This is a genomic window from Rhizobium sp. BK098 (genome assembly GCF_014193155.1).
Taxonomy (GTDB): domain Bacteria; phylum Pseudomonadota; class Alphaproteobacteria; order Rhizobiales; family Rhizobiaceae; genus Rhizobium.
In genome coordinates this window covers 1-19,575 of the sequence record NZ_JACHYY010000026.1, presented here as the reverse complement: position 1 = coordinate 19,575, position 19,575 = coordinate 1, and the positions used below count along the sequence as shown (strand labels likewise).

The window sequence follows — 19,575 nt, the reverse complement described above, 5'->3', positions numbered from 1 at the left end:
ATGCCCATCCTCCAATGGTGGCTTCAAACAAACTCACCTTGCCACACACTGCGATCGTCGCGGGCGTCTACATCATCAAAGCCATGGCCAGCCGGATTGCCCAGCATCCGTGTTGGATGCCTATCAAACAGGCACTCACTTCGAGCCCCATTGGCCACGACGGGATGATCCCCTGCATTTCCAATGCGTTAGCCCATGGCACGCCAATTGCTTGGCACAGTGAGTTCAAAAAGGGATCTCAGGTGGGACCGTTTCTGCCGTTCTTGTGCATTGCCATCGGCTTCAGCTGGGCGGATTGCTCGTCGATCTTCGTCTCGGGGCCGGAGATGTCGCGCATTCGCCTCGCGCTCGTGACGGTTTCGACCAGCATATTCCTCTGCGCGATTGGCTTGTCATTCGCCGATCACAGCCTCCTCGCCGGCGCAGCACTGGTCGCTTGCGGCATGACGATTGCCCTCGCGCTCGGCAGAAATCTGTCCTCGTTCTGGTCCTTGTTAATATCTGTTGGAGGCTTCGCGATCTATCTGCATGGCGTCATCGATTGAAGGTGGCAATGCTTCATTCCGAACTGACAATTTTGGTCATCGACGAAAACGTCATCCGCGCCTCGATCATAGAGGAAGGGTTGCGCGAGGCCGGGCATGGCAAGGTCACCGTCATTCACGAAGTCAATGGTGTTGCCCGCATCATCGAGGCACTCAAGCCCGATGTGATCGTCATCGATATCGAGAATCCAAATCGCGACATGATGGAGCACCTATTTCAGTTGACCCGCACCGTCGGCCGGCCAATTGCGATGTTCGTCGACAGATCCGATACAGCGCAGATTGAGGCAGCCATGGACGCAGGTGTTTCGGCCTATGTCGTTGACGGATTGAAGAAGGAGCGTGTCAAATCTATCCTCGACATGGCGGTCAGCCGCTTCAACGCTTTCTCCCGCCTTCAAAGAGAGCTTGCCGAAGCAAAATCCGCTCTGGAGGAGCGCAAGATCGTCGAGCGCGCAAAGGGCATTCTGATGAAGATGCGCGGCCTGTCGGAGGAGGATGCCTTTGCACTCCTGCGTCAGACAGCCATGAACGAGAAGAAGAAGATCTCCGAAATCGCCCAGAGTGTGGTGACGGCCGCCGGGTTGCTGATGTGATCGCGACACGGGGAGAAAGCCCGAGGTAAGAAAAGATGACGATAATCGAACGCTCCAGTAGCAAGCTTGTCGCCCCCAAACGGGTCAGCGGCAGGGAGCAGAAGGTTCTGCGCGCCGGCTTTATTCCACTCGTCGATGCTTCCGTCCTGATCGCTGCGGCCGAATTCGGTTTTGCCGCCAGGGAGGGACTTGCACTCGAACTGGTCAAGGATGTCTCATGGGCCAATGTCCGCGACCGATTGGCCTTCCGCCAATTCGACATCGCACATATGCTGTCGCCGATGCCGGTGGCCTCGATGCTTGGCCTTGGCTCCAATCCTTCGTCGACGATCACCCCCTTCTCACTCGGCCTGGGTGGCAGCGCGATCACTCTTTCCGTCGGGCTGTTTGATCGCATGCGCGATCATGCAGGGATTGCTGAACAGGCGAGCGCACTCGAAAACGCCAGGGCGTTGGCGGTCGTGCTTTCGCATGGGAAGGACCGTGGCGAGGCACCTCCGACGTTCGGAATGACCTATCCGTTCTCGTCTCATAATTACGAGTTCCGATATTGGCTAGCCGCCGGTGGTATCGACCCTGACCGGGACGTGAAGCTTGTCGTCGTTCCACCGCCTCTGACATCCGACGCACTTGCAGCCGGCGCCATCGACGGCTTCTGCGTCGGCGCTCCCTGGAACATGGTTGCGTCCGAGCGCGGCGTCGGGCGCATTGTCGCCGCTAAGCAGGACATATGGCCCTCCGCTCCGGAGAAAGTGATCGGAATGCGCCCGGAATGGGCCGAGAGCCATCCCGAAACGGTTTCACGCCTGATCGTTGCGCTTGATGCTGCCGCCCGCTGGTGCGACCGGTCGGAAAATCACGATGCGCTCGCCGAGGCGCTTGCCGATCCCCGCTACATCGCGGCGCCCGCCGCCATCATCCGCCGCGTGCTATCAGGCGAATTCAACCTGGATGCCAAGGGCAATCGGCGCTTGATCGACCGATATTTTTCCTTTCATGGTAACTTTGCCAATTATCCGCGCCCGAGCCAGGCTCTATGGATATTCAGCCAGATGATCCGCTGGGGCCAGATTGCCCTATCCAAACAGAACATGAAAATCGCCGCCTCGGCCTATCGCCCGGATCTTTACAGGCTCGCACTCGGCGCCGGAGCGGGGCCGGACGAGGCCGATATCCGCATTGAGGGCGATAAGGAGGGCGATCGCTTCATGGACGGACATGTCTTCGATCCCGCCGAAATGGCCGATTATGTCGGAGGATTTGCCGTGAAGGCAGCAAGCGCAGCACAGCTCTCGACGGACGACATTTAAGACGCGACAGCGTTCGCTGCATTGCACAGAATTGGCGCAAGGCCTTCGATCGCAGAGCAGCAACCGCCTAAAACGTCAGCAATTGCCGCATCCACGCACAAAACCGGCAAACCTGGCCAGGCTCGAAATAACTCAGTATTTTCATAGAGCTACGCATCCCCTTAGAAAATGGCACGCGGATTGCTTGGTTAAGGCTGCCTCGATCAACGGCGATCCAGGCAAGCAATGCGCTGATAACGCGCTCGCAAAGACATCGACGTCGCACGGTTCATGCCCCGGGACTCCCATTCCATCCCCGGCCGCATCGATCGAGCGGCGTTTTTTTATGTCCGAAATTCTTCCGTCGTGAGCCAACAAGGGGAAACTGCACGTGAAAGAGATCCTGACCAATGGTGTTACACGCCGAAACCTTTTGAAGACGTCTGCCGCCGCGGCTCTGATCAGTGCGGTCAAAGCCACCTTCCCTTCCGGCGCCTTTGCGGCCACAGGGGGAGCTGAAGTGACGGGCGTCAAGCTCGGCTACATTGCCCTCACCGACGCAGCGCCGTTGGTTATCGCCAAGGAAAAGGGCTTCTTCGAAAAACACGGCCTGCCCGATGTCGATGTCGCCAAGCAGGCATCCTGGGGTGCGACGCGCGACAACCTCGTGCTTGGTGGGGCGGCAAACGGCATCGACGGCGCCCATATTCTCTCGCCGCTCCCCTACCTGATGCACACAGGCAAGGTAACGCAGAACAACCAGCCTGTGCCGATGGCGATCCTTGCACGCCTCAACTACGACAGCCAGGGCATTTCGGTTGCCAAGGAATATGCGGCAACGGGCGTCCAGCTTGATGCCTCTAAACTGAAGGCCGCCTTTGACGCGAAAAGAGCCGCGGGCAAGGAAATCAAGGCGGCCATGACCTTCCCCGGTGGCACGCATGATCTGTGGATGCGCTATTGGCTGGCCGCCGGCGGCATTGATCCCGACAAGGATGTCTCGACCATCGTCGTCCCGCCGCCGCAGATGGTGGCTAACATGAAGGTCGGCAACATGGACGTCTTCTGTGTCGGCGAACCGTGGAACGAACAGCTCGTCAACCAGGGTATAGGCTTTACCGCCTGTACGACTGGCGAGATCTGGAAGGGCCACCCGGAGAAAGCTTTCGGCATGCGCGCCGACTGGATCGAAAAGAACCCGAAGGCGGCCAAAGCCCTGCTGATGGCCGTGATGGAAGCCCAGCAATGGTGCGACGGCATGGACAACAAGGAGGAGATGGCGGCCGTTCTCGGCAAACGGCAATGGTTTAACGTGCCGCCGAAGGACGTGCTTGGCCGTTTGAAGGGCGACATCAACTACGGCAACGGCCGCCTTGCCAAGGGCACAGATCTCTACATGAAGTTCTGGAAGGGTGGCGTGTCCTATCCATTCCAGAGCCACGATGCCTGGTTCATCACCGAAAATATCCGCTGGGGCAAGTTCGCGCCCAATACCGACATCAAGGCGCTGGTCGGGCAGGTAAACCGGCAGGATATCTGGCGAGATGCTGCCAAGGATCTCGGCGTTGCCGCCTCGGATGTTCCAGCATCGACCTCCCGCGGCAAGGAAATCTTCTTCGACGGCAAAGTCTTCGATCCGGAGAACCCCTCTGCCTATCTCGAAAGCCTCTCGATCAAGGTGGCATCATAATGTCGGCTCTCGCACGCAAACACACACCCGGCCCGACGGCGCCTGAAGCGCTCAAGGGCCAAGTCGTTACCCTCTCAACTCGCCCCGCCCGCGGCATCGACATACGTCAAATCGGGCTTGCCATCCTGCGCAACACCCTGCCGCCTCTTGTGGTTCTGGTGCTTCTGCTCGGCACCTGGCAGCTGCTTTGCGAGCAGCCGGGCGCAAGCCTGCCGCCGCCATCGCAGGTCTGGCAGGAGAGTTATGACCTCATCATCAATCCGTTTTTTTATAATGGGCCGCAGGATATCGGGCTTGCATGGCGCGTGCTCGTCTCCTTGCAACGCGTCGCCTATGGCTTCGGCCTTGCCGCTGTCGCCGGCGTATTGACGGGCGCGCTGATCGGACAATCGGTCTGGGCGATGCGCGGCCTTGATCCGATCTTCCAGGTGTTGCGCACCGTGCCGCCGCTTGCGTGGCTGCCACTCTCTCTCGCCGCCTTCCAGAATTCCAATCCCTCGGCGATCTTCGTGATCTTCATCACCTCCATCTGGCCCGTCATCATCAACACCGCAGTCGGCGTGCGCAACATTCCACAGGATTATCGCAATGTCGCGAGAGTACTGCGGCTGAACCAGATCGAATTCTTCTTCCGCATCATGGTGCCTGCCGCCGCTCCTTACATCTTCACGGGTCTCCGCATCGGTGCCGGGCTTTCCTGGCTTGCGATCGTTGCTGCTGAAATGCTGACCGGCGGCGTCGGCATCGGCTTCTTCATCTGGGATGCGTGGAACTCGTCGCGCCTGCCCGACATCATCGTGGCGCTGGCCTATATCGGCATCACCGGCTTTGTCCTCGACCGTCTAGTCGCCGGCCTTGGCGCCGTCGTGACCCGCGGCACGACTGGCAATTGAGGAGAACAGGATGAACGCCTATCTGAAGCTCGATCATATCGACAAGTATTTCGATCGCGGCGGCCAGCGCGCCGAGGTGCTGAAGGGCATCGAATTCGTGATCGACAAGGGGGAGTTCGTGTCGATCATCGGCCATTCCGGCTGCGGCAAGTCAACCCTGCTCAATCTCATTGCCGGCCTTACCCCGGTCTCGGCCGGTGCGGTGCTCCTTGAAAATCGTGAGGTCAACGAACCCGGCCCGGATCGCGCCGTGGTGTTTCAGAACCACAGCTTGCTGCCGTGGCTCAGCGTCTACGAAAACGTCAATCTTGCCGTCTCGAAAGTGTTTCGCGGCACGAAGTCCAAGGCAGAGCGCCATGACTGGGTGATGCGCAACCTCGACCTCGTTCACATGGCACATGCCAAGGACAAGCGTCCCGCGGAAATCTCCGGCGGTATGAAACAGCGCGTCGGCATCGCACGCGCACTTGCCATGCAGCCGAAGATCCTTTTGCTCGACGAACCCTTCGGGGCGCTGGATGCTCTCACTCGCGCCCATCTGCAAGATGCGGTGATGGAAATCCACACCCGCCTCGGTAGCACGATGGTAATGATTACCCACGACGTCGATGAAGCCGTATTGCTCTCCGACCGCATCGTCATGATGACAAACGGCCCGGCCGCCCATATCGGCGATATCCTCGAAGTGCCGATCGCGCGGCCGCGCAACCGCATCGAGCTTGCGTCCGACAGAACCTACCTCAAATGCCGCGAGGCCGTGCTGAAGTTCCTCTACGAACGCCACCGCTTCGTTGAAGCCGCGGAGTGACACCATGACCCAGAAACTCGTCATCATCGGCAATGGCATGGCCCCAGGGCGTATGCTGGAGCACCTGCTGGAAAAAGCGCCGGATCTCTATCAGGTCACGATCTTCAATGCCGAACCGCGCGTCAATTATGACCGCATCATGCTGTCGCCGGTCCTCTCGGGCGAAAAGGACTTCGAGCAGATCATCATCCATGGCGACGGCTGGTACATCAAGCACGGCATCACCCTCTACAAAGGGCACAAGATCGTCGCCATCGACCGGGAGGCAAAGACGGTCACCTCAGATCACGGCGTGACGGAGAGCTATGACAAGCTTGTCATAGCGACCGGCTCTGTCCCCTTCATCATTCCCGTTCCGGGCAAGGAGCTGCCTGGTGTCATTACCTATCGCGATCTCGACGACGTACAGGCGATGCTGCTTGCGGCTCAGTCGCGCGAAAAGGCCGTTGTCATCGGCGGCGGCCTGCTCGGTCTCGAAGCTGCTGCCGGTCTCAGCCTGCGTGGTATGGATGTCACCGTTCTCCATGTGCAGCCGACGCTGATGGAACGTCAGCTCGATCCCGCCGCCGGCTATCTCCTGCAAAAGGCCGTCGAGGAGCGCGGCATCAAGGTCATCACCAAGGCCAACACCAAGGCGATCATCGGCGACGGCAAGGTCGAAGGGATCGAACTCGACGATGGACGCGTGATCCCTGCCACGCTCGTCGTCATGGCCGTCGGCATCCGTCCAAATGTCAGCCTTGCCAAGGAAGCCGGCATTGCCGTCAACCGCGGCATCGTTGTCGATGACGGCATGCAGACCTCGGATGGCTCAATCATGGCGCTGGGCGAATGCGCCGAGGTCGGCGGCATGGTCTATGGCCTCGTCGCCCCCCTCTACGAAATGGCGCGTGTGGCCGCCTCGCATTTGGCCGGCGACGCGAGCGCCGCCTTCGTGCACTCGGACACGCCGACGAAACTGAAAGTGACCGGCATCGATCTGTTTTCGCTTGGCGACTTCGCCGATGGCGACGACCGCGAGGAGATCGTCCTGCGCGACGCGGCAGCCGGGGTCTACAAGCGCCTGGTCTTGAAGGACAACAAGATCATCGGCACCGTGCTTTACGGCGAGACGGCCGACGGCGCCTGGTTCAACGACCTGAAGAAGAAGGCGACCGATATCTCGCAGATGCGCGAAACCCTGATTTTCGGCCAGGCCTATCAGGGAGGGTCGCCGCTGGACCCTATGGCGGCCGTTGCAGCCTTGCCGGATGATGCTGAGATCTGCGGCTGCAACGGCGTCTGCAAGGGCAAGATCACCTCAACCATATCAGCCAAGGGCCTAACATCGCTCGACGATGTGCGCGCTCACACGAAGGCTTCGGCTTCCTGCGGCTCCTGCACCGGTCTCGTCGAACAACTGATGTCGATCACCCTTGGCGATGCCTATAATCCCAAAGCCGTCCAGCCGATGTGCACCTGCACCGAACTCGGCCACGACGATGTCAGAAGACTGATAAAAGCCAGGAGGTTGAAGACCATTCCTGCCGTTATGCAGGAGCTTGAATGGAAGACTTCCTGCGGCTGCGCCAAGTGCCGCCCGGCTCTGAACTATTACCTCGTCTGCGATTGGCCGGACGAATATGCAGACGACTATCAGTCGCGGTTCATCAATGAACGCGTGCATGCCAACATCCAGAAGGACGGCACCTATTCCGTGGTGCCGCGAATGTGGGGTGGAGTTACCAGTTCGAACGAGCTGCGGGCGATTGCCGACGTCGTCGACAAGTTCGAGATCCCGATGGTGAAGGTGACCGGCGGCCAGCGCATCGACCTTCTCGGCGTGCAGAAGGAGGATCTACCCGCCGTCTGGGCCGATCTCGGCAAGGCCGGCTTCATCTCTGGGCAAGCCTATGCCAAGGGCCTGCGCACGGTAAAGACATGCGTCGGCTTTGACTGGTGCCGCTTCGGCACGCAGGATTCGACCGGCCTCGGCATCCGCATCGAGAAATTCATGTGGGGCTCGTGGACGCCGGCAAAACTCAAGATGGCCGTCTCCGGCTGTCCGCGAAATTGTGCCGAGGCGACCTGCAAGGACATCGGCGTCATCTGCGTGGATAGTGGCTTTGAGATCCATTTCGCCGGCGCTGCCGGCCTCGACATCAAGGGCACGGAAGTCCTGGGCCTCGTCAAGACAGAGGACGAAGCGCTCGAACATATCGTGGCGTTGACGCAGATGTATCGCGAACAGGGCCGCTATCTCGAACGCATCTATAAATGGGCCACGCGCATCGGTCTCGACGAGATCCGCCGCCAGATCATGCAGGATCATGAAAAGCGCAAGGCATATTACGAGCGCTTCGTCTTCAGCCAGAAGTTCGCTCAGGTCGATCCCTGGTCGGAGCGCGTCTCCGGCAAGGACAAGCATGAGTTCAAACCGATGGCGACCGTCGGCTTCCCGCAGGCCGCCGAGTGAGGAGATGGAGATGGATATGAACTGGATTGAAATTGGCGACATCTCCGACATCCCTCCTCGGGGCGCACGCTGCGTGAAAACCCCGCAGGGCAAGATCGCCGTGTTCCGGACCGCCGAAAACGAGGTCTTCGCCATCGAGGATCACTGCCCACACAAAGGCGGCCCGCTCTCCCAGGGCATCGTTCACGGCAAAGCCGTGACCTGCCCGCTGCACAACTGGGTGATCTCGCTCGAAACCGGCAAGGCGCTTGGAGCCGACCAGGGCGAGGTGCGGACCATTCCCGTCCGCAATGAGAACGGAGTGCTGTCGATCGCTCTCGAAAGCATGATGATGGCGGCGGAGTAGGTTATGTCCGTGTGTGTGGCGATATCCTCCTCTGTCCGTTCGAGACATCTCCCCCTTAAGGGAGGAGATCGATTTGAGTTTGCTACGCCCCGTTTGGACAAGAAAGTGTCTATCGTTCTTGTCCAGTGGGTGGAGACCAGTGGCATGGCGAGCTCTCGATCCCTCCCCTTGAGGGGGAGATGTCGATGAAGCTGCGAGACGGGCGCGCAAACCATCAGCGACTAAGCATAAGCATCAGGGAGACCATGGGTGTCCATTGAAACCAAAACCACCTGTCCCTATTGCGGCGTCGGCTGCGGCGTCATCGCCAGGGTCGATGATAATGGCAAGGTTTCCGTCAAAGGCGATCCGGAGCATCCGGCCAATTTCGGCCGGCTCTGCTCCAAGGGTTCGGCGCTGGCCGAAACGATCGATCTCGATGGCCGTGTCCTCTATCCGGAAATCCAGACCCAGCGTGCAAGCTGGAACGACGCGCTCGATCTCGTGGCCTCAAAGTTCCGCGAAGCCGTCGATGAACATGGGCCGGACTCGGTCGCCTTCTATGTCTCCGGTCAATGCCTGACGGAGGACTATTACGTTGCCAACAAGCTGATGAAAGGTTTCATCGGCTCGGCCAATATCGACACGAATTCACGGCTTTGCATGGCCTCCTCCGTCGCTGGTCATCGCCGCGCCTTCGGTTCGGACACGGTGCCGGGCACTTACGAGGATCTCGAACTTGCTGACTTGATCGTCCTCGTTGGTTCGAACCTCGCATGGTGCCATCCCGTGCTGAACCAAAGGATTGAAGCGGCGAGACAAAGCCGGCCGGACATGAAAATTGTCACGATCGACCCGCGACGCTCAGTCAGCGCCGATCTCGCGGACATGCATTTGATGATCAAAAGCGACGGCGATGTTGCCCTCTTCAATGGGTTGTTTGCCCATCTCGCGGGAACGTCGGCTTTCGACCACGATTATGTATTGGCGCATACGATCGGCTTTAACGGTGCGCTGGAAGCCGCACAAGCCAGCAGCAGGTTGGATATCTCGGAGGAAACAGGTCTATCACCTGCCGAACTACAGGCCTTTTATCGTCTGTTCGAAACGACGGAAAAGGTGGTGACTTGCTACAGCCAGGGCGTCAACCAATCCTCCACTGGCACGGACAAGGTCAACGCGATCATCAATTGTCATCTCGCCACCGGCCGCATCGGCCGGCCCGGCATGGGACCGTTCTCGCTGACCGGACAGCCGAACGCCATGGGCGGACGCGAAGTCGGTGGGCTCGCCAACATGCTGGCAGCACATATGAATATTGAGGATGAAGCCGCGCGCGACCGCGTGCAGCGCTTCTGGAACTCGCCAACCATTGCAGCAAGACCTGGTCTCAAGGCGGTCGACATGTTCGAGGCCGTGGCGGACGGGCGCATCAAGGCGCTGTGGATTATGGCGACCAACCCGGTCGTTTCGATGCCGGATGCCGACCGGGTGCGTGAAGCCATCCGCAACTGTCCTTTCGTCGTAGTTTCCGATATCCAAAAGAACACCGACACCGCCGCGCTCGCCCATGTGCTGTTGCCAGCCGCCGGCTGGGGTGAGAAGAACGGAACCGTCACCAACTCCGAGCGGCGCATTTCCCGCCAGCGCAACTTCCTGGATCTGCCCGGCGACGCTAAGCCCGACTGGTGGCATATGGCCGAAGTTGCCAAGCGGATGGGCTTCAACGGCTTCGAATACGACAGTCCCGCCAAAATCTTCGCCGAACACGCGGCTCTTTCTGGATTCGAAAATGGCGGCATGCGCGACTTTGACATAGGCGCGAAAGCCGACATCTCACCTGAAGATTTCGAGGCTATGTCACCGTTCCAATGGCCGCATCGCAACGGCATCCCCGAACGCGCCACGCGGTTCTTCGCCGATGGTGCATTCTACACCGCGGACCGCAAGGCCAGGTTCATCCCGGTGAAATCCGAGCGCGATGCTCGTACGAGCAAGGATACACCCTTCATTCTCAACACCGGCCGCATTCGCGACCAGTGGCATACGATGACGCGCACCGGCAAGGCGGCGCGGCTCTCATCGCATCTCGCCGAACCTTTCGCCGAAATCAACCCGGCGGACGCCGCAGAATTCGGTATCGACAAGGCAGGCTTGGTGCGGGTGGAAAATGCCTTCGGGTCCGTGGTGCTGCGCGCGTTGCTCACCGAGCGACAGCCACGCGGCGGCGTCTTCGTGCCGATGCATTGGAATGACGAATATTCGGCAAATGCGCGCGTGGCAGCTTTGCTAGCGCCGCGCACGGACCCCATCTCCGGCCAGCCTGCGCTTAAGAACATCGGCGTCAAGCTGCAGCCAGCCGAAATTGCGTATTACGGTTTCGCAGTCGCCGCCTCTCGCCCCGCACGATTTGAGGCGCCGTATTGGGCAATCGCGAAGACTGAGGCCGGCTGGCGCATGGAATTCGGCTTCGACAAGGAGCCTGACGATATCGAAACGTGGTGTCGCGATACGTTCGGACTTTTTGATCGTGGCGAGCATCTCGCCTATGTCGACAACCCGACGCGGCAGCAACGTCACGGCTTCTTCGATGGAGATCGACTGTTGCTCGTCTTTTATGCCGCACCCGAACCGGTCGCCGTATCGCGTGACTGGGCCGTCAAGCAACTCAGCACACCACTAGAGTTTGCGCGAACGCGCTTTGCGGTGCTCGCCGGTCGGCCGGGTGCCGATCAGATGGATCCTGGCGCAACCGTGTGCTCCTGTTTTTCGGTCGGCTTCAAGCAGATCGTAGGCGCCGTCGCGGGCGGTTGTCACACGGTCGAAGCTGTCGGCAAACAGCTTAATGCCGGAACCAATTGCGGCTCTTGCCGCATGGAAATCAAAGGGATTATCGATGGTTGCCTCCGTCAAGCCGCGGAATGATAGGCTGGAGCGGATCGCTTCGCTCGCCTCACTGCCAGTGTTCTTCGACCTCAAAGGGAAATCCGTACTGGTCGCCGGCGGCAGTGACGGAGCGGCGTGGAAGGCCGAGCTTTTGGCCGCAGCGGGTGCTGAAGTCCATGTCTACTGTCCCATGGACGAGCTTTCCGAGGCTTTTCGGGAGATACTCGATCACTTTGTCCATCACGATACATTTTGGCGGGCGGCATATTTCAAGAGCTTTGCTTTGGCGATAGGCGACTGCAAAACAGAAGAGGAGGCGCGCTGCTTTCACGATCACGCTGTAGCTGCCGGCGTTCCCGTCAACGTCATCGACAAGCCGACATTCTGTCAGTTCAAGTTCGGCTCGATCGTTAACCGCTCGCCCGTGGTGATTGGCATCTCGACCGACGGTGCCGCTCCTATCCTCGGCCAGGCTATCCGCCGGCGCATCGAAACGCTCCTCCCGCAGTCGCTTAAAGCCTGGGCTCAGCTTGCGCAGGCTGTCCGCGCCCATGTGACGGACGCCCTCACGTCAGTTCAACGACGCAATTTCTGGGAACGTTTCGTCGATCGCGCCTTCGCCGGCGAGGAGCCCGACGCAGATGCAGTGCCGGCCCTGATCACAGAGGCCGACCGAATTCGTAGTAATGCTAACCCTGTCGGCCACGTGACGCTCGTAGGCGCCGGGCCAGGCGACGCCGAACTGTTGACTCTGAAGGCCGTGCGCGCCCTGCAAGCCGCAGACGTGATCCTGTTCGACGATCTTGTTTCCGGGGAGGTGTTGGAACTTGCCCGCCGCGAGGCCAAGCGCATGCTGGTAGGCAAACGCGGCGGTCGCGAAAGCTGCAGGCAGGAGGATATCAACGCGACGATGTTGGCCTTTGCAAAGGCCGGCAAACGCGTCGTTCGTCTCAAGTCAGGCGACCCGATGATCTTCGGCCGTGCCGGCGAAGAGATTGCCGATCTCGATAGAGAGAACATCCCCGTCGACGTTATCCCCGGCATCACCGCAGCAAGCGCCATGGCCTCATGCCTCGGCATATCGCTGACGCACCGCGATCACGCCCAGTCCGTGCGCTTCATCACTGGCCACTCCCGCCATGGCGGACTGCCAGCTGATGTCGACTGGGCATCCGTCGCCGATCCGCATACGACAACCGTGTTCTACATGGGCGGCCGGACGGCCTCGCTCATCGCCGATCGGCTAATTGCCGGGGGTCTTCAGCCGTCCACCCCTGTCGTCATCATGAGCGACGTCAGCCGCGCCACACAACGGCAATGGCACGGCAGCCTCATGAATCTTGCAGTGGGCATGAAGGAGGTCGGTTACGAAAATCCTGTCCTGATCGCAGTGGGTAACGCTGTTTCGGCCCGCCAAAACACGACCGCAAATGCCTACGGCCTTGCGGAAAACCCCACGGGAGCTATAGGTGCGATCTCTCCGAAAAATTCGCGTCTGCTCAACAATCGTTGGTCAGTGACCGCTTTCGGATGAGCTCCAAAATAAGGACGCCGCTCGAGTTCGGCAGATTTCAAGGAACTCCTGAGCTGCAACAAGTCCTTACGCGCGATTAGGCCAACAAGTTTGCCGGTCGATCGATCTACGATAGGGATTCGGCCGGTGTCTGCGGCAAGCATGAGATCGGCAATGAATCCAACGGTGTCGTCGGGATGACCGACGGGGAGCGAACCGTCGGTAATGTTTTCCTTGAGAATTTGGCCAGCAAGATCTTCGTCATCCTTCCAACGCAGCACGTCGGCGCGAGAGACCATGCCTGTAAGCAGGCCACTATCTTCGACAACCGGATAGACGCGATGGCTCTTTTCTTGAGATGAGAAGAAGCTACAGTCTTCTCCGACGCTTATGTTTGCAGACAAAGTATCAACTTGCCGAATCATAATCTCGATGCACGTGTAAGCTCGAAGGGATCGATGCCGTATTCGCGAGTAATATGCTGCCATCGATGACGATGCGCTCCGGCCGGCCGTGCCGGGCGAAAGCCTTTCTGAAGAAACGGTTGGCGGCGGTAAGATCACGATGCTCGCTGAGCCGAAACTCGACCGTGTCGCCGTTGCTGTCGATGGCGCGATAGAGATACGTCCATCGGCCGCGAACCTTGATATAGGTCTCGTCGGCGTGCCGCTTGCCAGTGACGGCGCGCTTGCGCCGATTGAACCGATCCGCCAACGGGGGCGCAAAGTGGACGACCCAGCGATGGATCGTCGAATGATCGATGCTGATGCCGCGTTCGGCCATTATTTCCTTCAGGTCGCGCAGGCTCAGGCCATAGCTCAGATACCAGCGCACGCACAGCGAGATCACCGACTGCTCGAAATGCGGACCTTTGAACATTGCCAATCTCCGCGACTTCCGGAGATCAATGCCATGTCAGCTTGTGCTTCTGGCGAAGGCTGCTCCGGGAGCTGTGTGATCGAACACGCATCCTGAACAGATCCTAATCATCACCCTTCTGCTTCAGCGCGTCGGAAACTCGACGCTTGCGGGGATGATCGATGTTTTCGCCATGTGCGTCCCGGGCCTTCTCTCCACCGTCCTTTGCCGGCAGGTAGCCGGTGGGCTTCGATCCGCTGGGTCCTTCCCATCTCGGCGACTGATCGGTCGTTCCTGGGGCACCATCCTGGGGTTGCTGATGTTTCATTCTCGGCCTCCGTGGAGTGTCTGATATTTCGCCGCGATGTCGCGTCCGCCATGGAACCGCGGACGAAGCCTATTGTTCCGAATCTGCTCCTGCCGCAGCCGTCTGACCCTTCATATCGCCAGCTTCTGTCGCATCGACCGCTGGAAGTGCGCTCGGCTGACGGTGCCTGCCCGGATCGGGAACATAAGCACATCTCACTTGTTGGGCCGGGGGATTTCTCAGCACTACCGATGCGCAGCAAGCGGAGATGGATCATGGCAAAGACGGTTGGCGATTTTATTGTCGAGCGGCTGTACGACTGGGGTGTGCGGCGGATGTTCGGCTATCCTGGCGATGGCATCAACGGCTTCTTCGGAGCCTTGAACCGGGCTGGTGGAAAAATAGAATTCATCCAGGCTCGCCACGAGGAAATGGCTGCATTCATGGCCTCTGCCTACGCCAAATTCTCGGGCGAGCTTGGCGTGTGCATTGCGACATCGGGGCCGGGTGCCACGCATTTGGTGACCGGGCTCTATGATGCGCGGCTGGACCACCAACCGGTGCTGGCGCTGGTCGGCCAGCAAGCGCGTCGGGCGCTCGGCGGCCATTATCAGCAGGAAGTCGATCTCCCGTCGCTTTTCAAGGATGTCGCAGGCGATTTCGTCCATCAGGCATCGGCGCCCTCGCAGGTGCGCCATCTGGTCGATCGGGCCGCCCGCATCGCTCTGGCGAACAAGACGGTCACCGCGATCATCCTGCCAAACGACTTGCAGGAGATGCCTTATGAGACGCCGCCCCGCAAACATGGCTCCGTCATGTCGGGCGTCGGTTATGTTGCACCGAGGACAGTGCCGCATGAGATCGATTTGAAGCGTGCCGCTTCGGTCCTGAATGCGGGCAAGAAAGTTGCGATGCTGGTCGGTGCCGGTGCGCTCGGCGCAACCGAAGAGGTGATCGCGGTCGCCGACCGACTGGGGGCAGGGGCAGCAAAAGCCCTGCTCGGCAAGGCCGCTTTACCGGACGATTTGACCTGGGTAACCGGCTCCATCGGCCTTCTGGGTACCGAACCATCCTGGGACCTGATGCGAGATTGCGATACGCTACTGGTTGTCGGATCCGGCTTTCCCTATTCGGAATTCCTGCCCGAAGAGGGTGACGCGAAAGGGGTCCAGATCGATATCCGGCCCGACATGTTATCCTTGCGTTATCCGATGGAGGTCAACCTTGCCGGCGATGCCCGGGAAACCTTGCAGGCGCTCCTGCCGCTTCTCAAGCAAAAGGAGGATCTCTCCTGGCGCAAGCAGATCGAGGCGAGGGTCGGCGAATGGTGGCGAACGCTGGAAACAAGGGCGCATGCCGAAGCCAATCCCGTCAACCCGCAGCGCGTCACCTGGGAGCTTTCCCCGCGTCTGCCCGACGGCGTCATCGTGACAAGCGATTCCGGCTCATGCGCCAACTGGTATGCACGCGATCTGCGCATGCGGCGTGGCATGATGGCATCGCTGTCAGGTGGTCTCGCATCAATGGGAGCGGCGGTGCCCTACGCGATCGCCGCGAAAGTCGCGCATCCCGATCGGCCGGTCGTTGCACTGGTTGGTGACGGCGCCATGCAGATGAACAACATGGCCGAACTAATTACCGTCGCCAAGTATTGGCGCAATTGGTCCGATCCCCGCATGGTCGTCTGTGTCTTCAACAATGAGGACCTCAACCAGGTGACTTGGGAGCAGCGTGTCATGGAAGGCGATCCTAAATTCGATGCGTCGCAACGCATTCCCGATGTTCCCTATCATCGCTTTGCCGAAATGATCGGCTTGCGGGGCATCTTCGTCGATCGGCCAGAGACGCTTGGCGCGGCCTGGGACGAGGCACTTGCTGCCCAGCAGCCCGTGGTCCTCGAAGTCAAGACCGATCCGGAAGTGCCGCCGATACCGCCGCACATCACCTTCGAGCAGATGCGCAACTTGAGCGCCGCCCTATTGAAAGGAGACCCCGAGGAAAGCGGCGTGGTCAAGGGTACCTTGAAACAGGCGCTGAGTGCCGTCTTTGGTCGCCGCTAGAGAACCGGGATAACTTCGAGTCAGAAATCGGCATAGTTGTTTCCAGCCAAAGGAGTGACTGCCGCGGCGCAACGATCCGCGGCAGGCGGGCGTCCGGAACGAGAGCTTCAGCCGCGCCGAGCGGGCTCCGTTGCTGCAAAATATCACCTGCGTCAATACGATGGAACCGGCAGGCTAAAACCGAGTTATGCGGACATGAACCAGATGCTCCCCAAAGTCGGCGTTGCCGCGGCTGCCGCAGAGGCCAAGCTTACCTCCGGATTGATCTACATTCCCGGCCTCAATGTTGGAATTACCCGAAAGCAGGGAAAGAACGGTTTCCTCTACTACTCGCCCACGGGAAAGCGGATCACGGAACCTTCGGAGATCAATCGCCTGAATGCATTGGCAATTCCTCCAGCCTATACGAACGTGGTGATCTCCACCAATCCTCTTTCACACCTTCAGGCCATTGGAACGGACGCGCGTGGCCGCAAACAATACCGCTATCACCCCGATTGGCAGTCAGAACGGGAGCGCACGAAGTTCGATCGCCTCGTCGATTTCGCGGCCCGCTTGCCAGACATTCGCCAACGGGTCGATCGGGATCTGCGCTCGCGAGGTCTGACCATGGAAAAGGCATTGGCGACAGTCGTCTGGATGCTGGACAATCTCTACATTCGCGTGGGTAACGCAGCCTATGCGGAAATGAACCGATCCTACGGCTTGACCACGCTCAGGAACCGGCACGTGCAGGTCGAGGGTGGAAGCGTCAAGTTTCGTTTCACTGGCAAATCCGGCAAGGAATGGAACCTCGTTCACTATGATCGCCGCATCGCCAACATCGTGCGCCGCCTGCAGGAATTGCCGGGACAGCAACTGTTCAAATATGTCTGTGATGATAGCGGATGCCGTCAGATATCATCGGAGGATGTAAATGCTTACATCCGGGAAACGGCCGGAGGCGATTTCAGCTCGCGTCAGTTCAGGACCTGGGGCGCGACCTGCATGGCAGTGTCTGCGCTGGCTCCGCTTAAGGTCGAGAAAACCGAGCGGGCTATCGCCCGCCAAATCAACAGCGTGATCGACCCAATAGCATCACGGCTCGTGAACACCCGCTCAGTTTGCAAGTCCTCTTACATCCACCCGGCGGTTTTCGAGGATTTCCGGGCAGGAGTGCTTGCCGATGTCCTCAATACCCGGACGAGCAGCAACCGGCTTCTGGAATGGATGGAATTGGAGGAAATTCGCGTCCGGCACTGGCTCAAGAGGCGCGCTCGGAAGCAGTAATCTTCTGAGTAAATTCAGGGAACCATAGTCTCCAAAGATAGTTCGAGATGAATATCTCATCAGGACAGGAGAACGTCATGGTTATGCATCCGAAGCCTCCATTTCCAGCGCAGCAACAGGCGATGCCGGGCTATACAGCCGCCATGCGGCCCGTGCCGGATCATGGCGAGGAGAGCTATCGCGGATCCGGCAAGCTTGCGGGCAAAAAGGCGATTATCACGGGCGGTGACAGCGGTATCGGCCGCGCCGTCGCCATCGCGTTTGCGCGGGAGGGCGCCGACGTCTTGGTTTCCTTTTTGAAGGAAGAAGTGGATGCCCAGGAAACCAAACGCTGGATAGAAGACGCTGGGCGAAAGGCGGTCCTCGTCCCCGGAGATATTCAGGATTCGCAGCATTGCCGGATGATCGTCGAAAAAGCGGTGGCGGAGCTTGGCGGAATCGACATCCTCGTCAACAATGCTGCGCACCAGGCGAGTTTTCATGAGATTGGCGATATCACCGATCAGGAATGGGAGACGACATTCAAGGTCAACATCCATGCCATGTTCTATCTGACTAAGGCGGCGGTCCCTCACATGAAGCCGGGGAGTGCCATCATCAATACGGCTTCGATCAATTCCGATACTCCGAACCCGACCCTTCTTGCCTATGCAACGACGAAAGGCGCTATTCAGAACTTCACGGCCGGCCTGGCGCAGCTGCTCGCCGACAAGGGAATCCGTGCCAATGCCGTTGCTCCCGGACCGATCTGGACGCCGTTGATCCCATCCACGATGCCGGCGGAGGCCGTCGAGAATTTCGGTAAGCAAGTGCCCATGAAGCGTCCCGGTCAGCCGGTCGAGCTTGCAACCACCTATGTCATGCTCGCCGATCCGCTCTCCAGCTATGTTTCCGGCGCCACCATCGCGGTCACGGGCGGCAAGCCGATCCTATAGCGGCTGACCGAATATAGACGGCGGTCGCCCTCGTTTCGGAACATTCGGAATGGCAAACGGTTTGAATATTTATCCGGCATTTCAGTCCGGGACGTCGCGCCATTTGGCGCGATCGCAATGCTCGCAAGACGGCAAAATGGAACGCAACCCGCAAGCACGTCACCGCATGATGATTTTCGTAGCGGCAATCTTCATTATTGCTTGCTGCATCGCAGTCTATTTTGCCTTCGAGTTTCATCCAGGCGAACCCGCTTTGCCGGCTACGGGCGTTGTGTCGACTAGCGGCCAATGACAGGAGCAAGCCATGAACAGCAAATTGCCACCAGTTCCCGCAGACAATCGAAGCTATAAGGGTGTTGGAGACCATTCCAGGCCCGCCGTTGCCGATCCGCACAAACCTGATGTCGCACGCGATCCCGATAAAATGGGCCAGCAAGGCAACAGCAGGATCAACACCAGCCATCAAGGTCATCAACAGGATCGATAAGGAGGAGCCAATGTCCACGTCGACCAAGACTCCCGCCAGCATTCGCCAAGGCGGCCCGGGCGCGTCCCACGAAAATGCCAAGGTGTCTCTGAACATTCCCAAGCCAGCCGCCGACCCCGATCAGCGCGACCGCAGCAAGGTTTCCGGCGGTGGCGGCGAACCCGATCGCCATCACAGCCACGACCCCAAGCGAAAAGGCGGGCATTAGCGGGAAGGTGCTGTGCATTGACGGCCAAAATGAAAGCGATCCTGGCATTATCGGCGCGTTTTCAACGCGATGGGAGAAATCGTGAAACCGCTTGATAGGGCCATACGCATTGCGGTTGCCGCACATGAAGGCCAGACCGACAAAACGGGCAGCCCTTATTTCGAGCACTGCGAACGGGTCGAGAGGCTCATTTCAGATGAAGACGGCAAGGTCGTCGCTTATCTCCATGACGTCGTCGAGAAAGGTGCCGGCTGGAGCATCGAGAGGTTGAGAAAGGAAGGTTTTTCATCCTCGGTGCTGTCGGCCGTCGACGCATTGACGATGCGGCGGGACGAGCCGGAGACCGCCTTTATAGACCGGCTGGCCATGGCTTTGATGATGTAGACGCCCGCGACGATCGCAGTGTGTGGCAAGGTGAGTTTGTTTGAAGCCACCATTGGAGGATGGGCAT

The 19,575-nt window shown here is 59.3% G+C and carries 18 protein-coding genes and 2 pseudogenes; 17 read left to right on the top strand and 3 right to left on the bottom strand.

Going from position 1 to position 19,575, the window contains the following annotated elements:
- The 10 genes from FHT73_RS28720 to cysG form a co-directional block, all read left to right on the top strand.
- Positions 1-545: hypothetical protein (locus tag FHT73_RS28720; protein ID WP_183716441.1), on the top strand; the 545-nt coding region annotated here is incomplete at its 5' end.
- 8 nt (positions 546-553) lie between these two features.
- Entirely contained in the window at positions 554-1,141 is a 588-nt protein-coding gene (locus tag FHT73_RS28715) for an ANTAR domain-containing response regulator (RefSeq protein ID WP_112339246.1), read from the top strand.
- 35 nt (positions 1,142-1,176) lie between these two features.
- Positions 1,177-2,451 (top strand): CmpA/NrtA family ABC transporter substrate-binding protein, encoded by a 1,275-nt coding sequence (locus tag FHT73_RS28710; RefSeq protein WP_112611036.1) that lies wholly within the window; start codon positions 1,177-1,179, stop codon positions 2,449-2,451.
- 370 nt (positions 2,452-2,821) lie between these two features.
- Complete coding sequence (locus FHT73_RS28705; RefSeq protein ID WP_183716439.1) at positions 2,822-4,120, top strand: CmpA/NrtA family ABC transporter substrate-binding protein; 1,299 nt, start codon at positions 2,822-2,824, stop codon at positions 4,118-4,120.
- Positions 4,120-5,013, top strand: a complete 894-nt coding sequence (gene ntrB, locus FHT73_RS28700) for a nitrate ABC transporter permease (RefSeq protein ID WP_183716437.1) — start codon at positions 4,120-4,122, stop codon at positions 5,011-5,013. Before FHT73_RS28705 ends, ntrB begins: the two co-directional genes overlap by 1 nt.
- A 10-nt stretch (positions 5,014-5,023) precedes the next feature.
- Entirely contained in the window at positions 5,024-5,821 is a 798-nt protein-coding gene (locus FHT73_RS28695; protein ID WP_183716436.1) for an ABC transporter ATP-binding protein, read from the top strand.
- Between the two features lie 4 nt (positions 5,822-5,825).
- On the top strand, positions 5,826-8,276 hold the full coding sequence (nirB, locus tag FHT73_RS28690; protein ID WP_183716434.1) for a nitrite reductase large subunit NirB: 2,451 nt from the start codon (positions 5,826-5,828) through the stop codon (positions 8,274-8,276).
- A 10-nt stretch (positions 8,277-8,286) separates the two neighbouring features.
- On the top strand, positions 8,287-8,622 hold the full coding sequence (gene nirD, locus FHT73_RS28685; RefSeq protein WP_112611046.1) for a nitrite reductase small subunit NirD: 336 nt from the start codon (positions 8,287-8,289) through the stop codon (positions 8,620-8,622).
- A gap of 249 nt (positions 8,623-8,871) precedes the next feature.
- On the top strand, positions 8,872-11,526 hold the full coding sequence (locus FHT73_RS28680; RefSeq protein ID WP_183716432.1) for a nitrate reductase: 2,655 nt from the start codon (positions 8,872-8,874) through the stop codon (positions 11,524-11,526).
- Positions 11,498-13,021: a siroheme synthase CysG gene (gene cysG, locus FHT73_RS28675; protein WP_183716430.1), complete on the top strand. Its 1,524-nt coding sequence runs from the start codon at positions 11,498-11,500 to the stop codon at positions 13,019-13,021. Before FHT73_RS28680 ends, cysG begins: the two co-directional genes overlap by 29 nt.
- 8 nt (positions 13,022-13,029) lie before the next feature.
- Here cysG and FHT73_RS28670 read toward each other — a convergent pair.
- The 3 genes and pseudogenes from FHT73_RS28670 to FHT73_RS28660 all read right to left on the bottom strand — a co-directional run.
- Positions 13,030-13,490 (bottom strand): annotated as a pseudogene (locus FHT73_RS28670) (CBS domain-containing protein); the annotation flags it as partial.
- Positions 13,481-13,879, bottom strand: a pseudogene (locus FHT73_RS28665) (IS6 family transposase); the annotation flags it as partial. The pseudogenes FHT73_RS28670 and FHT73_RS28665, both read right to left, overlap by 10 nt.
- Before the next feature lie 103 nt (positions 13,880-13,982).
- Positions 13,983-14,186 (bottom strand): hypothetical protein, encoded by a 204-nt coding sequence (locus FHT73_RS28660; protein ID WP_112339730.1) that lies wholly within the window; start codon positions 14,184-14,186, stop codon positions 13,983-13,985.
- 254 nt (positions 14,187-14,440) lie between these two features.
- On the opposite strand from FHT73_RS28660, the gene FHT73_RS28655 reads away from it, so the two are divergent.
- From FHT73_RS28655 to FHT73_RS28625, 7 genes are all read left to right on the top strand, one after another.
- Entirely contained in the window at positions 14,441-16,225 is a 1,785-nt protein-coding gene (locus tag FHT73_RS28655) for a thiamine pyrophosphate-requiring protein (RefSeq protein ID WP_183716427.1), read from the top strand.
- Positions 16,226-16,420: 195 nt separating this feature from the next.
- The gene (locus FHT73_RS28650; protein WP_183716425.1) at positions 16,421-17,494 is read left to right on the top strand and encodes a DNA topoisomerase IB; all 1,074 of its coding nucleotides are present in this window, start codon (positions 16,421-16,423) and stop codon (positions 17,492-17,494) included.
- A gap of 77 nt (positions 17,495-17,571) precedes the next feature.
- Positions 17,572-18,429, top strand: coding sequence for an SDR family oxidoreductase (locus FHT73_RS28645; protein ID WP_183716423.1), 858 nt, complete (start codon positions 17,572-17,574; stop codon positions 18,427-18,429).
- A gap of 49 nt (positions 18,430-18,478) precedes the next feature.
- Positions 18,479-18,721: a hypothetical protein gene (locus tag FHT73_RS28640; RefSeq protein ID WP_183716422.1), complete on the top strand. Its 243-nt coding sequence runs from the start codon at positions 18,479-18,481 to the stop codon at positions 18,719-18,721.
- A 12-nt stretch (positions 18,722-18,733) separates the two neighbouring features.
- Complete coding sequence (locus FHT73_RS28635; RefSeq protein ID WP_112611630.1) at positions 18,734-18,916, top strand: hypothetical protein; 183 nt, start codon at positions 18,734-18,736, stop codon at positions 18,914-18,916.
- A gap of 10 nt (positions 18,917-18,926) precedes the next feature.
- Positions 18,927-19,124, top strand: coding sequence for a hypothetical protein (locus FHT73_RS28630; RefSeq protein WP_183716420.1), 198 nt, complete (start codon positions 18,927-18,929; stop codon positions 19,122-19,124).
- An 81-nt stretch (positions 19,125-19,205) separates the two neighbouring features.
- Positions 19,206-19,508 (top strand): HD domain-containing protein, encoded by a 303-nt coding sequence (locus FHT73_RS28625; RefSeq protein WP_183716418.1) that lies wholly within the window; start codon positions 19,206-19,208, stop codon positions 19,506-19,508.
- The last annotated feature ends 67 nt before the right edge of the window (positions 19,509-19,575 follow it).

Bases quoted from the DNA above. Each gene is read 5' to 3' on its own strand.
- FHT73_RS28715 (WP_112339246.1), top strand. From the start codon at position 554: ATGCTTCATTCCGAACTGACAATTTTGGTCATCGACGAAAACGTCATC.
- FHT73_RS28710 (WP_112611036.1), top strand. From the start codon at position 1,177: ATGACGATAATCGAACGCTCCAGTAGCAAGCTTGTCGCCCCCAAACGG.
- ntrB (WP_183716437.1), top strand. From the start codon at position 4,120: ATGTCGGCTCTCGCACGCAAACACACACCCGGCCCGACGGCGCCTGAA.
- FHT73_RS28695 (WP_183716436.1), top strand. From the start codon at position 5,024: ATGAACGCCTATCTGAAGCTCGATCATATCGACAAGTATTTCGATCGC.
- nirB (WP_183716434.1), top strand. From the start codon at position 5,826: ATGACCCAGAAACTCGTCATCATCGGCAATGGCATGGCCCCAGGGCGT.
- nirD (WP_112611046.1), top strand. From the start codon at position 8,287: ATGGATATGAACTGGATTGAAATTGGCGACATCTCCGACATCCCTCCT.
- cysG (WP_183716430.1), top strand. From the start codon at position 11,498: ATGGTTGCCTCCGTCAAGCCGCGGAATGATAGGCTGGAGCGGATCGCT.
- FHT73_RS28660 (WP_112339730.1), bottom strand. From the start codon at position 14,186: ATGAAACATCAGCAACCCCAGGATGGTGCCCCAGGAACGACCGATCAG.
- FHT73_RS28655 (WP_183716427.1), top strand. From the start codon at position 14,441: ATGGCAAAGACGGTTGGCGATTTTATTGTCGAGCGGCTGTACGACTGG.
- FHT73_RS28650 (WP_183716425.1), top strand. From the start codon at position 16,421: ATGAACCAGATGCTCCCCAAAGTCGGCGTTGCCGCGGCTGCCGCAGAG.
- FHT73_RS28645 (WP_183716423.1), top strand. From the start codon at position 17,572: ATGGTTATGCATCCGAAGCCTCCATTTCCAGCGCAGCAACAGGCGATG.
- FHT73_RS28640 (WP_183716422.1), top strand. From the start codon at position 18,479: ATGGCAAACGGTTTGAATATTTATCCGGCATTTCAGTCCGGGACGTCG.
- FHT73_RS28635 (WP_112611630.1), top strand. From the start codon at position 18,734: ATGAACAGCAAATTGCCACCAGTTCCCGCAGACAATCGAAGCTATAAG.
- FHT73_RS28630 (WP_183716420.1), top strand. From the start codon at position 18,927: ATGTCCACGTCGACCAAGACTCCCGCCAGCATTCGCCAAGGCGGCCCG.